The organism is Flavobacterium sp. 28YEA47A, from assembly GCF_041262125.1.
Classification (GTDB): Bacteria; Bacteroidota; Bacteroidia; order Flavobacteriales; family Flavobacteriaceae; genus Flavobacterium.
Genome location: NZ_JBGCCI010000009.1, coordinates 18,375 through 33,058, shown reverse-complemented (window position 1 = coordinate 33,058; position 14,684 = coordinate 18,375). Strand labels below are relative to the sequence as shown.

Here is a 14,684-nt window from a genome sequence, read left to right as displayed (position 1 = left end):
AATAAAATAATTATATTTGTATTAATAATTGTTTATATGGGTAAATCACTTGAAGAAGTACACGGGTCAGTTGCTACCCAAAACAAAAAATCGGCATTTAGAAGAGTGCTGGCTTTTTTGGGTCCGGCCTATCTGATTAGTGTTGGATATATGGATCCGGGAAACTGGGCGACGGATATAGCAGGAGGAAGCCAGTTTGGTTATACGCTTTTATGGGTGCTTCTGATGAGCAACATCATGGCACTGCTTCTGCAAAGTTTGAGCGCCCGACTTGGAATTGTGACGCAGCGGGATTTGGCTCAGGCGTCTCGAGAAACCTATTCTCCTTTTATCAATTACATTCTTTACTTTTTAGCGGAGATTGCTATTGCGGCCTGCGACCTTGCCGAAGTATTAGGAATGGCAATCGGGATTAACCTGCTATTTGACATTCCTTTGATTGAAGGCGTATTGATTACGGTTCTTGATACTTTTCTTTTATTATTCCTTATCAATAAAGGCATACGGAAAATGGAGGCTTTTATTATTGCTTTGGTAGCGATCATAGGTTTTTCTTTTGTATTTGAAATGGTATTTGCCGAACCGGAACTTGATAAAGTCGTATTAGGACTGATTCCTTCCATACCGAATGAAGCGGCATTATATATCGCCATTGGTATTATTGGTGCGACTGTGATGCCTCATAATTTGTATTTGCATTCTTCACTGGTACAGACAAGAAAGTTTGACAGGACAGATAAAGGAATCAAGCAGGCTTTAAAATACAATCTTATCGATTCAACGATAGCGTTAAACCTGGCTTTTTTCGTGAATGCGGCTATTTTGATTCTGGCAGCGGCAACATTCTATCGCAATGGGATGTTTCATGTGGCAGAGATTCAAGATGCGCATCAGTTTTTACAACCGCTTTTGGGAACAAAATGGGCCCCGATTCTTTTTGCTGTAGCCTTAATTGCGGCAGGACAAAGCTCTACGATTACAGGAACGTTAGCCGGACAGATCGTTATGGAAGGTTACCTGAACTTGAGAATACAGCCGTGGGTGCGCCGAATAATTACAAGATTAATCGCCATTGTTCCTGCTGTTATTGTCATTATGATTTATGGTGAGCAGGTTACTGGAAAACTTTTGATTTTTAGTCAGGTAATTTTGAGCCTCCAATTGGGATTTGCTATTATTCCGCTGATTCATTTTGTAAGCGACAAGACAAAGATGAAAGGTTTCCATATTGGAAAAATTACCCAAATAGCTGCCTGGATTATCGCATCCGTCATTGTTTCGCTTAACGCAAAATTAGTGTATGATGAGATTAGCGGATGGATAGAAAATGCGGAAAATCCTCTGGTTCTTTGGTTAACGGTTGTTCCTTTGGCAATAGGGTTTATGGTTTTGCTTTTATATATTGTTTTCAAGCCTTTTATAGCCAAGTCGAAAGCCAAAAATTACAACCATTCACCGCATAATATGACTCTTACGTTTTCTGAAAAGGCAACTTATAGTAAAAAGAATATTGCTATTTCCGTTGATTTTTCTGAGGCAGATGAAATTGCGATAAACAGTGCTTTTGAACTGGGCGGAATTGAGGCAAAGTACACCTTAATTCATGTGGTGGAAACTGTCGGGGCCATGATGTATGGTGAAAATATCCAGGATCATGAAACGACAATTGATGAAAAACTACTGAACGAATATAGAGACATGCTTATCCAAAAAGGCTTTAATATTGAGATTCAATTAGGATTTGGCAAGCCGGGCAAAGTGATTCCGAAAATCGTAAATGCAGGAAATTTTGATATTTTGGTAATGGGAACGCACGGACATACCGGTTTCAAGGATTTGCTTTTTGGGACTACGGTTAATAAATTGCGCCATCAAATATCGATTCCACTATTTATTGTCAAGAAGTAGGTTACCTTTACATTTTAAATATTTTGCAATGACTTTTTCAGAAGAAAATTACTTAAAAACAATCTACCATCTTACCACAGCTTCAGATTCTGAAGTCAGTACGAATGCTATTGCCGAAAAGATGGAGACGAAAGCCTCTTCGGTTACGGATATGTTGAAAAAGCTTGCTGAAAAAGGCCTGGTCAATTATAAAAAATACCAGGGTGTTTCCTTAACGGAAGAAGGGAAGTTGGCTGCAAAAATGATTGTGAGAAAGCACCGCCTTTGGGAAGTTTTTCTAGTGGAAAAGCTCGGTTTTTCATGGGATGAGGTGCATGATATTGCTGAACAGCTGGAACATATCAAGTCAGAAAAATTGATCAATAAACTGGATGATTTTTTAGATAATCCTACAGAAGACCCGCATGGTGATCCTATACCAGATAGAGAAGGAAGAATTATAAAAATAGAAAAACAGCTGCTTTCGGAATTGTCAGAAAACCAATTTGGAATTTGTGTTGGTGTAAAAGATACATCTTCGGAATTTTTAAAATACCTCGATAAGCAAGAAATCGCTTTGGGATCAAAAATCGAGTTTCTGTCTAAAGAAAGTTTTGATTTGTCTTTACGGATAAAAGTGAATGGGAAAGAACTTACCATTTCCAATAAAATTGCAAGCAATCTTTTTGTCAAGCTGCTTTAGTGGCAGCCACAATCGTCATTACCGCAATTTCCTGACTTTTTCTTTTTCCAAAAGAATTTCTTGACAAGAAAAGCAAAAGCTCCTGCTACAAGTAGGTATGCTATGATTTGCTGAATATTCATATCTCAAAGTTAAAAATTAAATTCTTTGGCTTATGCCAAGAAAATGATAAACAGGACCTTATTTCAAAATTTGATAGACAATTAACGAAACGGTATAGGCAAATGTGCTCATAAAAACCAGCTGTATGATAGGCCATTTCCATGAATTGGTTTCTTTTTTTGTAATTGCCAGCGTACTGATACACTGCATCGCAAAAGCATAAAAAAGTAACAGCGATATTCCCGTAGCAAAATTGAAAATTTTATCGCCTGTAACCGGATTGACTTCGGCTTCCATTCGGCTTTTTATGGTTGCTTCTTCTTCACTGTCTACGCTGTAAATAGAAGCCAGCGTACCAATAAATACTTCTCTTGCTGCAAAGGAAGTAATAACCGCAATGCCAATTTTCCAATCGTAACCCAAAGGTCTGATGACAGGTTCTATGCCTTTTCCTAAAACTCCTATAAAGGATTTTTCGAGCTTAAAGCTGGAAATTTCCTGATTTTCTACTTTTTCAAAAAGTTCCACTTTTTTAACAGCTAAAGAGTCGGCTATATCTTGGTTACTTATCGCATAAATATTTTTGGCAACACTGTCTTGCAGTGCTGTATAATGTTGTGAAAGCGTGTTGTCTATATAATTTTGGTTGAACCGCGTTAGTCCTTGCTTCTGGATTCTTTCTTTGACAATAGTTTCTGCATTTGCATATTCGTGAGACATACCATGAGATCCCAGGAACCAAAGGATTATCGAGATGGCAAGGATGATTTTTCCCGCTCCAACCACAAAAGATTTTGTTTTTTCGATTACGTTGATGGCCACATTTTTAAATAATGGCAGCCTGTAATTAGGCATCTCAATCACGAAATAGGATTTGGATTTTATCTTTAATATTTTGTTTAGGATATACGCAGAAAATATAGCCATGAAAAAACCTAAAAGATACAAGGCCATTAAGGTCAGTCCTTGCAGGTTTAAAATGCCAAGAATTCTTTTATCGGGAATAATCAGGGCAATCAGGATGGCATATACAGGTAGTCTTGCTGAACAGGTTGTGAAAGGAGTAATCAGGATGGTTATCAACCGCTCTTTCCAGTTTTCGATATTTCTCGATGCCATGATAGCCGGAATCGCACAAGCTGTTCCTGAAATCAACGGGACGACGCTCTTGCCGCTAAGTCCAAACCTTCTCATGATTTTATCCATTAGGAAAACCACACGGCTCATATAACCGCTTTCTTCCAATACAGAAATAAAAAGAAACAAAAAGGCAATTTGCGGTATGAAAATTACAACTCCGCCAATTCCCGGTATGATTCCTTCCGAAACAAGATCGGTCAATACGCCAGGCGGAAGATGTTCTTTTGAAAGACTAGCCAGCTTAGCAAAACTTTCGTCAATAAAATCCATCGGAATGCTTGACCATGAAAAGACCGATTGGAAAATAAGCATCAGAATTGCAAAGAAGATAACGTATCCAAAAACTTTGTGCATCAGGATTCTATCCAGCGTTGCTCTTACGCCTTTCGCTTTGGACGAATCTACTGTATATCCAACTTTGAGAACATCATTGATAAACTGGTATCTTTTGATAGTTTCTTTTTGTTGCATTTTTTTCAGTTCGGAATTGGATTTTGCAAAAGATTTTTCAGCAATTTCTTTTCGTTCCAATCCTCCAAAGTTTACGTCTTGTGTAATGACAAGCCATAATTTATAAAGCAGTTCTTTTGGAAAAGCATGGCGGAGCTTATCGAAATAATCAACATCAATGCTTGATGCATTCAGACAAGGTTCGGTAGATAGGGTTTTATAATCGGCTATGAGGTGTTTTAGATTGTCAATGCCTATATTTTTTCGAGAGCTAATTAGCGCTATCTTGGTTTTTAATTGCTCTTCAAGATAAGGAATGTCGAGGCTGATTCCTTTATAATCCATCCGATCCGACATGTTTATAGCCAGAATTGTAGGGATTTCTAAATCTTTTATCTGGGTAAAGAGTAGTAGATTTCGTTTAAGATTTTCTACTTCGGTAACAACAACTGCAACATCGGGATAATTAGCGTCATTTTTGTTGAGCAGCAGTTCAATCACCACATTCTCATCAATAGAACTGGCATTTAAGCTGTAAGTACCCGGCAAGTCAAGAATGGTGGCTTTCAGGTTTTCGGTCAGTTTGCTGTAGCCGATTTTCTTTTCAACAGTTATTCCGGGATAATTACCAACCTGTTGCTTCAATCCAGTAAGCTGATTAAAGACAGAAGTTTTCCCGGTATTTGGATTGCCTATAAGGGCGACTTTAAGATTTTTATGACTCATAGAGCTTCATTCACGACTTCAACAGTTATAGCAAGGGCAGTTTCTTTGCGTATGGCAACATGACTGTCATTGACATCAATATATAACGGGTCGCCAAGAGGAGCAATCTGCAATAGCTCTACAAAATTGCCGGGAAGACATCCCATTTCAAGCAATTTTAAAGGAATCGTATCGATATTAACGTCGAGTATCAGTGCCTTCTGACCGATTTTGAGCTGTGCTAAAGTTTTCAAGCCTTATTTAGATTCAATTTAGATTGCAAAAATAGGAATTATTATTGAAGTAGGCCTGTTAAATAAAAAAATGCCGCAAAACCTCAGTATTTACAAAGTCTTTTTGATTTAAAGGAGGCCTTTTTTAGAAAAAACCGCATTCAAGTTTTATAAAATTATAGTGCAATCCTATAAAATTACTCAGCTTTATAAGATTACTTTTATACCATAATCAAAAATAAAAGTCATGAAAAAGCTAATGTATGCCGCGTTTATAGTTATTATTTTCTCAGCGTGTAAAGATACAGCCAGTGAAAATGCGATGTTAAAGCAACAGCGTGAGATAGATTCTATGAAAGTGGTAATGAAAGAAAAAGAAGAAGCACTGGCCAAACAAAGAACTATCGATTCTATGAATGCCGTGGTAGCCGCAGCTGAGGCTAAGGCCGCTCAGGCTTCAGCGAATAAGACTGCTGCGCCCGTAACTGCAGCACAGAAGAAAAAAGGATGGAGCAATACGGCAAAAGGAGCTGTGATTGGAGCCGGAGCCGGAGCGATTACCGGAGCGGCCGTTTCTAAGAAAAAAGGCGAAGGTGCTATTATTGGCGGTCTAGCTGGAGCTGCTGTAGGTGCCGGAACCGGAGCCATTATTGATGATAGCAAAAAGAAAAAAGAAAAACAATAACCTTTGGGATTACTAAAAAGAGAGGCATTATGCCTCTCTTTTTTTATTCTGATTTTTCAGCGGATAAATAATTAATGTCTTCCAGAAGTCTTTTCACTTCTTCAGGTTTGGTGCCGTCATAAAATCCCCTGATTCGTCTTTTTGCATCTACAAGGACAAAATTTTCGGTATGAACCATATCGTATAATTCGCTGGAATCTGTAGTTTTTACTGCCAGATATGATTTTCGGGCAATATAATAGATGTCTTTTTTATCGCCGGTAACTAGGTTCCACTTGCTGTCGATCACTCCTTTTTTAAGGGCATACGCTTTTAATACTTCAGGCGTATCAATGTCAGGCATTACAGTATGGGAAAGCAACATTACTTTAGGATTGTCCTTGATCTGTTCTTGAAGCCATGCCATATTTTCGCCCATCGGTACGCAGATTGACGGACAAGTCGTAAAGAAGAAGTCGGCAACATAAATCTTTCCCTCATAATCTTTCTGAGTTATCGTTTTGCCGTTCTGATTGGTAAACGAAAAATCATCAATGGTATGGTATTTTTTTACATACTGAACGGTAGTGTCCACCATTTCAGGATTGACATCGGCAGGATTATAAATCTTGAGCATCTTTTTCGGTTTTAATGCGAAATAGAAAAGTGTAATGATAGTCGCTGATAATAAGAAAAGGACAAGAAAGAAAATTCTATATTTTTTAAAAAAGGTAAGCATCGTGAAGAAATTTTTGCGAAATTACAAAAGAAAGCATCATGCAGATTTTATTTTAACAGTTATATAAGTCGATGCAAATAGTTTACTTTTTAAATTTGTGCAACACAAACAGAGTTTTATATGAAAATAATTTCGAATAAGGGTATGCTGTCCTTTACGGCAATGGTTTTAGCCGCAATTTCGGCAAATGCTCAGGAAAAATCACAGCATCCTGGGATTGAAATCCAGTATATGGATTTGTCAGTAAGACCCAATGACGACTTCTTTAAATTTGTTAACGGGAAATGGGTAAAGGATACGGAAATTCCTGCCGACAGAACTCGTTGGGGAAGCTTTGACGAACTTCGCCAAAGAACAGATGAAGATGCGTTAGCTATCCTTAAGAAAGCGGCAGCGGATAAAAAGCTGGACCCTAAATCAGATCAGGCCAAGGCTGTAAATCTTTACAAGTCCATTATGGACACGGTAACAAGAAATAAACAAGGAATTGCTCCTCTGAAACCGTATTTGGCAAAAATCAATGCAGTTAAAAATGTAAAAGACCTTCAGGCCTTGATGATTGAGATGGAGCCGACTGGCGGAGTTGGATTTACAGGAGCCGGAGTAGGAACTGATGCTAAAAACAGTAACAGAAATGTAGTGACTGTTGGTTTAGGAAGCCTAGGTCTTCCGGACAGGGACTATTATGTTTCTGATGAAGCCGATTCTAAAGAAAAGAGAGAAAAATACGAACAGCATGTTGCAAGAATGTTGCAATATCTTGGTGAAAAACCAGAGGAGGCAAAGAAAAACGCAGCGAAGATTTTAGCGTTGGAAATTTCTATGGCGAAGCCAAGATTGGACAGAGTAGAAAGAAGAGACAGAAGAAAGACGTATAATCCGATGTCTATTGCTGATTTGCAAAAACTGACTCCTTCTATTAACTGGAATACGTACCTGACAGGAATCGGACTTCCAAAATTAGATTCTGTTATCGTATCTCAGCCAAAATACATGACTTCTTTGGAAGAAATCTTCAAACAAAATAAGGTTGAGGATTGGAAAGAATATATGAAATGGACGTTGCTGAACAGATCTACCGGAACACTTTCTACAGAAATCGAAACAGCAAACTGGGAATTCTATGGCAAAACTTTGACAGGAGCAATCAAGCAAAGACCTCGTGACGAAAGAGCATTGCAAACTGTAAACGGAACAATTGGTGAAGCATTAGGAAAACTATACGTTGCTGAAAAATTCCCGCCAGAAGCTAAGGCTAAAGCGGAATTGATGATCAAAAACATCTTCCTGGCTTTTGAAAACAGAATCAACAGATTGCCTTGGATGACAAAAGCGACAAAAGCTAGTGCCATTGAAAAACTACACAAGTCAAGAATCAAAATTGGTTATCCTGACAAATGGAAAGATTATTCTACATTGACAATTGTTGCTCCAGAAAAAGGAGGAACTTATTTTGAAAACATGAAAAATGTAGCTCGTTGGAACTATAAAGATGACATCGAGAAATTAAACAAGCCGGTTGATAAAGACGAATGGTTTATGTCTCCTCAGACTGTAAACGCATATTACAACCCTTCATATAATGAAATCGTTTTCCCGGCTGCTATCCTACAACCGCCATTCTATGATTACAAAGCGGATGAAGCTGTTAATTATGGCGGAATCGGAGCAGTAATCGGACATGAGATTTCACACGGATTTGACGATTCAGGATCTCGATATAATGCTGATGGAAACCTGGTAAACTGGTGGTCTGATGAAGACTTGAAGCAGTTTACAGGATTGGGCGGTGCTTTGGCAGACCAATACAGTGCTTTGCAGCCGCTACCTGGAATTTATGTTGACGGTAAATTTACCCTGGGTGAAAATATCGGAGATTTAGGTGGTGTAAATGCAGCTTACGATGGTTTGCAATTGTACTTAAAAGCGAATGGACGTCCTGGATTGATTGACGGATATACGCCGGAACAGCGTTTCTTTATTTCATGGGCGACTATTTGGAGAACCAAAGCTCGTGATGAAGCAATCAAGAATCAGGTAAAAACAGATCCGCATTCACCAGGAATGTACAGAGCTTATGTACCACTTCAAAATGTGGACGCATTCTATGAAGCATTCAAAATCAAAAAAGGAGACGGAATGTATGTAGAACCAGACAAGAGAGTCAAAATCTGGTAATAAACTTAAAAATCCCAAGTGTGAACTTGGGATTTTTTTATTCTTTAAACTTTTCCTGACTTTTCTTTAATATGTTTTTTACGTCTTCTTCCGATTCGAAATTTACACGAGTAGTGTCCCATTCAACTTCATCAGGAAAATAGGGCAAATTGTGGGTTTTATGATAGAGCACAATTTCTTCCTCTAAAGTTGTCCTACGGATAAGAAATTTTGGAAGCCTTTTTTTCGCAAAAGCAGAAAACATTTTTTCTAAAATAGGGGATGTTATAGTATCCGTATAAGAAGCAATAGCAATAGAATTAAACATTTCCTCCCTACTAAAATTTAATACAATAAATTCCCCAATACTTGATGCGGGTAATTGTATTATGTCTCTTGGATCTAAGTCAATGAATGTTGGACGATTGTCTATAGGAGGCATACATCGTGCAAAATGTGAATAATCTCTATAGAAAAAAATTTTGTTAGTATCGGCAAGAATAAAATTGGCACTTGCATAATAAGCATGCTCAAGTTTAAACGATAAATTTTGTATGCTATCTCTTTTTGAAATAATATAGGTTTCTTTCTCATTTTGTTCAAGAGCCAGTTTGTCATTACAACTAATGGTAAAAAAGACTAACCCTGAAGTTAGAAAAGCAAAAGATTTTTTCATATCCCTCCAAATTTATAATCCAAAACTGCTTTTAGTTTACTGCTGTCGATAATCTTTCCAACTGATTTTTTTTCAGCATTGAATTTTGGTAGATCTAAACCAAGACTTTCTGCTTTTTGAGTATAATATTCTTTTCTACTTGGATGAATAGGAGCCACTGCATTGAAAACCGTATTCCAACAATCTTTTTCAATAATTTTTAAAATAACTCCAATACAATCCTTTTGATGGATGAGGTTTATTGGGCCATCTGCATTTTCAATATTTTCTCTGCCTGAAAGAAATTTTACCGGATGGCGGTCTTCACCTATCAATCCTCCAAAACGCAAAATGGTAGTGCTGAATTTAGGATTATTCAATAAGAGATTTTCAGATTCAAAAAGCTGCCTGCCACTTTTGGTATCAGGATTTGGAATATCTTCTTCTGTGATAACGGGAATGTTTTCCGCATCGGTATATACCGATGTTGAACTTATAAAAAGCACTTTTTTGATGGAAGATTTCTCGATTTCCAAAGCCAGATTCTGAATTTTTGCTACAAAATTTTCATTCGTATCACCTTTCAGTTTTGGAGGAATATCAATAATCAGTATTTCAGAATCTTTTAAAAAGTCGTTTAGATTTCCTTGAATTCCCTCGGGGCTTACAGTAACCAAAAAAGGCTTTACTTCGGAACTTTCCAGAATACTGAGCTTATTTTCGGAAGTTGTAGAACCGTTTACTGAAAATCCTTTCTCTAGTAAATCCTTGGCTAAAGGCAGTCCAAGCCATCCGCAACCTAAAATACTAATTTGCGGCATTGGCGTTGATTTCCAAATTTGTTGGCTGTTGCTCTAAACTGTCTAATAACTGTTCGGGAACGATTTCCTTTCTTAAATTAGGTTTTATTTTCTGTTTTATGACTACTGCATCGTTTAGTACAAAAGGAGTCGGCATCATCCAGTTTTCACGTTTTGCAATACTGAACATTTTGTTGCTCATGAGGTCGAAAGAAGACTCCATCAGATCCATATCAAGTACTGCTTTTGAAGCAATACTGAACTGCAATTCTAAAGGTTCGTTATCCGTCACATAATAACTCAAAAGCTTTCTCCCCTTTCTCTTGAAGGCAGAGCCCTTTTGGTTGATGTGTTTTACACCATTGGCTCTCAGATTATGGAAAGTAAGGTTCTCATGTGCAAAAATATCATAACGGTTTACTTTTCGGTTAGGGCTGATTTTTATCTTCAGATGTCTTTGGGTTCCAATTATAGTATCACGTAGGAATTGGATGGTAGGTTCTTCCAATTCTTTAGCCGGAGCCGAATTAGAATAAGTGAATTTTGAATCGTATTTGCTAAATAGGTTATAGGGTTCCAGTTGTTTTGCATCTGAAGGTTTCTCACCTAAATATCCTTTCGTCCAGCTGTCGAGATTTTCGTCATACGTCACCCATAATGCCTTGTTGGTATCGCCATCGTAAACATACAACAGACTGTTTGGTTTTGCCTTTCCGGGCTTATAACCCGATTCCAGATGCGCTTTTATAAAAAAGCCTAGGGCGATCAACAGCATTGCAGTAGCCCAGACACCTTTTTTTGGATAATAACCAAAAACAGGTAATAGGAGTGTGAAAACCAAAACGGTCAGCACTGCGCTTCCGGCCAATAGTTTTAGTCCTAATCCGATTGGGAATGTGGTAATAAACGGGACAAAAATTATAAAAGCCGGAATACTGAGAATAAGGTTCAGTATCCAGCTCTTTTTCTGAGTAATTACAAAATACGCCAACATGATAAGGGAGCAAAAAACAGGAATTATAAAGAATCCTGCTCCCGGAAGGAAAATCGCCAGGGCTATGTTTATCAAGATCCATACAAACATAGGCGCTATAGCAAAGTTCATCGCCTGGTTTTCGAAATAGTATTTTTTATAGAAAGCAAAACTGATAGCTAAGCTGATGAACACGAAAAAGCCAATATAATAGTGGCCGTTATATGTAAATCCGTGTAAAATGTCTTTGTATTGAGGATAAAACTGGTTCAGGACTTTCCATCCCAGAAAAGCGGCAGCGCCAGAAATCAGCAGGGAAGCAAAGAACGGAGCAAAGCCGCGTCCTATTTCTTTGATGGATAAGGTTCTTTTTCCGATACCGATGAAAACAAGGAAAACGAATAATACTCCGGCAATAGTGACTAAGATAAAATTCCAGGAAAAAGGATAGCTTACAAAGTAAAAAGGAGTATTGAAATAAACATAATCTTCGCTGCTATTGAGCGTATTCAAATCGGCATTAGCAAAATAATTGAGTAGCGGAACAATATAAGTGCCTTGGTGTGCTAAAGTTGAGTGGCTCAAATGCTGGATATCATCCTGTTGCGTATGATAATTGAAATGGTCATCAATAAAAGCAAAGTTAAATCCCTGGATTTTTCCCTCTTCCCTAAAAACCGTCAGGTCGGTGTCGTTTGGAAGCATTTTATAAATGCTGTACATCAGGGAGTTTGAAACAGGAAAACCAGGATTCGCCTTTGTAAATTCTCTAACCATAGATGCATTTCCTTTGTTGGTTTCCATCAGCATATAGGATGGTCCTGCGCTTCCTCTTGCTTCAAGATTCAGGACAAGTCCAACTTCTTTAGCCCAGGGATGTCCCGTTACGAAAAGAGCGGCTCCGTTTAAGCCTAACTCTTCTGCATCAGAAAACAAAATGATGATATCGTTTTTATTGGCTGCTTTATTGGCGAGAAAAGCTCTGACACTTTCTAAGATGGTAGCAATTCCGGAAGCATCGTCACCTGCACCGAGGGAAGAAGAATGCGGGGCACTGTCGTAATGCGATAAGAGCATCAATGCTTTGGAGTTGTTTGAACCTTTAATCCGGGCAAGAATATTTTTTGATTTTGCCAGGTTCCCCCATTCTGTTAAGGTATATCCTTCCTGGGTTACCGTTTCCAGTCCCATTTTTTGAAGTTCTTTTTCAAGAAGCGAGGCAACGGTTTTATGATTTTCAGAGCCAACATAGTGTGGTGATTTAGCTATAGTGGCAACCTGCTCAAGAGCTCTTTTAGTAGAAAATTCCGTCAGTGGGACTTCTCCTTCGGCAACGTTTTGGGGCATCATTGCAAAGAAAACCCCATAGATGATTCCTGCGACAAGCAAAGCAGAAATAAGGGAATTATATCTTTTTTTCATTCAGTTGAGATTATTTAGGTGGTGTTAAATATTCTTTCTTTACTACCATATAGGAATCATTTTCTATAGGCAGATATGCTTGGTCATATAGGAAATAGTAGGTATTTCCGGTTTCTGTTGGCAACGCACTTGTGAAAAACTCAAAGTCAAAACCCTTAATCAGTAATCTTGACCGTGAAACCCGCGTTTTGCCGTCAGAATTCATTCCCGATAAAATTCTGTAATTTTTGCGTAACTTGTTGTTAATGTTCCGCATTAAATTATTCGAATCTTTATTTATTTTGTTATTATATGAATTCCTGCATCCATCGCTGCAAAACTTTTTGTCTTCGCGACCCGTAATTCTCTCCCTGCATTCTAAACATGATCTTGGCATAACTTTTTTCTTTTGTGTGAATATTTATAAATAGCATGGAAATCCTATGCTTTAAAGGCTTAAATTTTTTGCGGGAGCTAACTACGTCTTTTTCTTACACAAACATCAGAAATTTTTTTCTATTTCAGCTTTTTAATTTTATATAAATCGTCTCGCCTGTCTTTTAATATCCTGACGCTTCCCTGTTCATGCAGTTTTTTCAGCAGGTCGAGGTCGACATCGGCAATAAGTGTCATTTCTGTATTAGGTGTAGCTTCTGCTTTGATCCCGTTAGAAGGGAAAGCAAAATCAGAAGGTGTGAAAACGGCTGCCTGCGCATATTGGATGTCCATATTGTTCACCTTTGGAAGATTACCTACGCATCCTGCTATGGCCACATAACATTCGTTTTCGATAGCTCTGGCCTGGGCGCAAAATTTTACGCGGGTATAGGCATTTTGCGTATCGGTGAGGAAAGGAACAAAAAGAATTTCCATTCCTTCATCGGCCATTAATCGGGATAATTCAGGGAATTCTACATCATAACAGATCATGATGCCAATTTTACCACAGTCCGTATCAAAAGTCCTGATTTCTGAACCGCCTTTCATTCCCCAATATTGGACTTCATTGGGAGTGATATGTATTTTGGTATACATTTCAGATGTCCCGTCCCTTTTACACAGAAATCCTACATTATAGAGATTTCCATCTTCTATGTACGGCATGCTTCCTGTAATAATGTTGATGTTGTATGAAATGGCAAATTCCTGAAATTTCTTGCGAATCGGTTCGCAAAAATGGGATATTTCCCTAATAGCATCGGCTTCTGAAAGATGGTTGAAATCTGCCATCAAAGGAGCGATGAATAGTTCCGGAAACAATACAAAATCGCTGCTGTAGCCTGAAACGACATCAATAAAAAATTCCGACTGCTCGAAAAGAGCTTCCAGATTAGCCAACGGACGCATCTGCCATTGTACCAGTCCTAGTCTGATAACGCTTTTTTTGACATTAATTAGCTTTGGACTTTTTTCATAATAGATGTTATTCCACTCCAATAACACCGCATATTCTTGTGAGCTGATATCGCCTTCAAGATAATTTTTCATGATTTTCAATACGTGGAAATCATTGCTTAGCTGAAAAGAAAGAACAGGATCATATAATTCACTCATCCGTACTTTGTCAATGTATTCTTTAGGACTCATTTCTTCCGAATATTGAGAATATTTCGGAATCCTTCCTGCAAATATTATGGATTTCAGATTTAAGGTTTCACACAATTCTTTACGGGCATCGTATAACCTTCTGCCTAGCCTAAGTCCACGATAGGCAGGATCGATAAATACATCAATTCCATATAAAACTTCCCCATCAGGATCGTGTGTGGAAAAAGAAAAATTTCCCGTAATCTTTTGGTAAGTATGGTTTGAACTGGCTTTTTTATAGTTCACAAGAATGGAAAGGGCCGAGCCCACCACTTTATCATCAACCAATATGACCAGTTGTCCTTCCGGGAAAAGAGAAAGCAATTTTTCAATTTCCTTTTCTTCCCAATAAGGTTCATCAAATTCATCGTAAGCATGCAACATCGAAGTCTTGAGCTGCTTATAATCTTCTATCTGTAAGTTTCGTAATTCAACTTTATTAATTTCCGCCTGCATAAAAAAATCATTTCACGAAAGTTACGCATATT

General features: G+C 38.0%; 13 protein-coding genes. 4 read left to right on the top strand and 9 right to left on the bottom strand.

The window, feature by feature from the left end; translation table 11 throughout:
- Positions 1-36 precede the first annotated feature (36 nt).
- Complete coding sequence (locus ABH942_RS13360) at positions 37-1,908, top strand: Nramp family divalent metal transporter (RefSeq protein WP_370032770.1); 1,872 nt, start codon at positions 37-39, stop codon at positions 1,906-1,908.
- Positions 1,909-1,936: 28 nt separating this feature from the next.
- A complete protein-coding gene (locus ABH942_RS13355) occupies positions 1,937-2,590 on the top strand; it encodes a metal-dependent transcriptional regulator (RefSeq protein ID WP_370032768.1) in 654 nt (217 codons plus the stop codon).
- Here ABH942_RS13355 and ABH942_RS13350 read toward each other — a convergent pair.
- From ABH942_RS13350 to ABH942_RS13340, 3 genes are read right to left on the bottom strand one after another with little or no spacing between them, the layout of a single operon-like run.
- Positions 2,587-2,712, bottom strand: coding sequence for a FeoB-associated Cys-rich membrane protein (locus ABH942_RS13350; protein WP_370032766.1), 126 nt, complete (start codon positions 2,710-2,712; stop codon positions 2,587-2,589). The genes ABH942_RS13355 and ABH942_RS13350 overlap by 4 nt on opposite strands.
- A gap of 58 nt (positions 2,713-2,770) precedes the next feature.
- The gene (gene feoB / locus ABH942_RS13345; protein ID WP_370032764.1) at positions 2,771-5,008 is read right to left on the bottom strand and encodes a ferrous iron transport protein B; all 2,238 of its coding nucleotides are present in this window, start codon (positions 5,006-5,008) and stop codon (positions 2,771-2,773) included.
- Complete coding sequence (locus ABH942_RS13340; protein WP_139999084.1) at positions 5,005-5,241, bottom strand: FeoA family protein; 237 nt, start codon at positions 5,239-5,241, stop codon at positions 5,005-5,007. The genes feoB and ABH942_RS13340 overlap by 4 nt, the downstream gene beginning before the upstream one ends.
- A gap of 226 nt (positions 5,242-5,467) precedes the next feature.
- Between ABH942_RS13340 and ABH942_RS13335 the strand changes: the two genes are divergently transcribed.
- Entirely contained in the window at positions 5,468-5,905 is a 438-nt protein-coding gene (locus ABH942_RS13335) for a YMGG-like glycine zipper-containing protein (protein ID WP_370032762.1), read from the top strand.
- A 43-nt stretch (positions 5,906-5,948) separates the two neighbouring features.
- On the opposite strand, the gene ABH942_RS13330 is transcribed toward ABH942_RS13335, so the two are convergent.
- On the bottom strand, positions 5,949-6,623 hold the full coding sequence (locus tag ABH942_RS13330) for an SCO family protein (protein WP_370032760.1): 675 nt from the start codon (positions 6,621-6,623) through the stop codon (positions 5,949-5,951).
- A gap of 120 nt (positions 6,624-6,743) precedes the next feature.
- On the opposite strand from ABH942_RS13330, the gene ABH942_RS13325 reads away from it, so the two are divergent.
- Complete coding sequence (locus ABH942_RS13325; RefSeq protein WP_370032758.1) at positions 6,744-8,801, top strand: M13 family metallopeptidase; 2,058 nt, start codon at positions 6,744-6,746, stop codon at positions 8,799-8,801.
- Positions 8,802-8,838: 37 nt separating this feature from the next.
- Here the strand turns inward: ABH942_RS13325 and ABH942_RS13320 are convergent, their stop codons facing one another.
- From ABH942_RS13320 to ABH942_RS13300, 5 genes are all read right to left on the bottom strand, one after another.
- Entirely contained in the window at positions 8,839-9,456 is a 618-nt protein-coding gene (locus ABH942_RS13320; RefSeq protein ID WP_370032756.1) for a hypothetical protein, read from the bottom strand.
- A complete protein-coding gene (locus ABH942_RS13315) occupies positions 9,453-10,256 on the bottom strand; it encodes an SDR family oxidoreductase (RefSeq protein ID WP_370032754.1) in 804 nt (267 codons plus the stop codon). The genes ABH942_RS13320 and ABH942_RS13315 overlap by 4 nt, the downstream gene beginning before the upstream one ends.
- Entirely contained in the window at positions 10,243-12,630 is a 2,388-nt protein-coding gene (locus tag ABH942_RS13310; protein ID WP_370032752.1) for a M28 family peptidase, read from the bottom strand. The genes ABH942_RS13315 and ABH942_RS13310 overlap by 14 nt, the downstream gene beginning before the upstream one ends.
- A 10-nt stretch (positions 12,631-12,640) precedes the next feature.
- Positions 12,641-13,006, bottom strand: a complete 366-nt coding sequence (locus ABH942_RS13305; protein WP_370032750.1) for a hypothetical protein — start codon at positions 13,004-13,006, stop codon at positions 12,641-12,643.
- 119 nt (positions 13,007-13,125) lie between these two features.
- A complete protein-coding gene (locus ABH942_RS13300; RefSeq protein WP_370032748.1) occupies positions 13,126-14,652 on the bottom strand; it encodes a GNAT family N-acetyltransferase in 1,527 nt (508 codons plus the stop codon).
- Between the last annotated feature and the right edge of the window lie 32 nt (positions 14,653-14,684).

What these genes read in the sequence shown, in the direction of transcription:
- ABH942_RS13360 (WP_370032770.1), top strand. Translation starts at nt 37, where the DNA reads ATGGGTAAATCACTTGAAGAAGTACACGGGTCAGTTGCTACCCAAAAC.
- ABH942_RS13355 (WP_370032768.1), top strand. Translation starts at nt 1,937, where the DNA reads ATGACTTTTTCAGAAGAAAATTACTTAAAAACAATCTACCATCTTACC.
- ABH942_RS13350 (WP_370032766.1), bottom strand. Translation starts at nt 2,712, where the DNA reads ATGAATATTCAGCAAATCATAGCATACCTACTTGTAGCAGGAGCTTTT.
- feoB (WP_370032764.1), bottom strand. Translation starts at nt 5,008, where the DNA reads ATGAGTCATAAAAATCTTAAAGTCGCCCTTATAGGCAATCCAAATACC.
- ABH942_RS13335 (WP_370032762.1), top strand. Translation starts at nt 5,468, where the DNA reads ATGAAAAAGCTAATGTATGCCGCGTTTATAGTTATTATTTTCTCAGCG.
- ABH942_RS13330 (WP_370032760.1), bottom strand. Translation starts at nt 6,623, where the DNA reads ATGCTTACCTTTTTTAAAAAATATAGAATTTTCTTTCTTGTCCTTTTC.
- ABH942_RS13325 (WP_370032758.1), top strand. Translation starts at nt 6,744, where the DNA reads ATGAAAATAATTTCGAATAAGGGTATGCTGTCCTTTACGGCAATGGTT.
- ABH942_RS13320 (WP_370032756.1), bottom strand. Translation starts at nt 9,456, where the DNA reads ATGAAAAAATCTTTTGCTTTTCTAACTTCAGGGTTAGTCTTTTTTACC.
- ABH942_RS13315 (WP_370032754.1), bottom strand. Translation starts at nt 10,256, where the DNA reads ATGCCGCAAATTAGTATTTTAGGTTGCGGATGGCTTGGACTGCCTTTA.
- ABH942_RS13310 (WP_370032752.1), bottom strand. Translation starts at nt 12,630, where the DNA reads ATGAAAAAAAGATATAATTCCCTTATTTCTGCTTTGCTTGTCGCAGGA.
- ABH942_RS13305 (WP_370032750.1), bottom strand. Translation starts at nt 13,006, where the DNA reads ATGCCAAGATCATGTTTAGAATGCAGGGAGAGAATTACGGGTCGCGAA.
- ABH942_RS13300 (WP_370032748.1), bottom strand. Translation starts at nt 14,652, where the DNA reads ATGCAGGCGGAAATTAATAAAGTTGAATTACGAAACTTACAGATAGAA.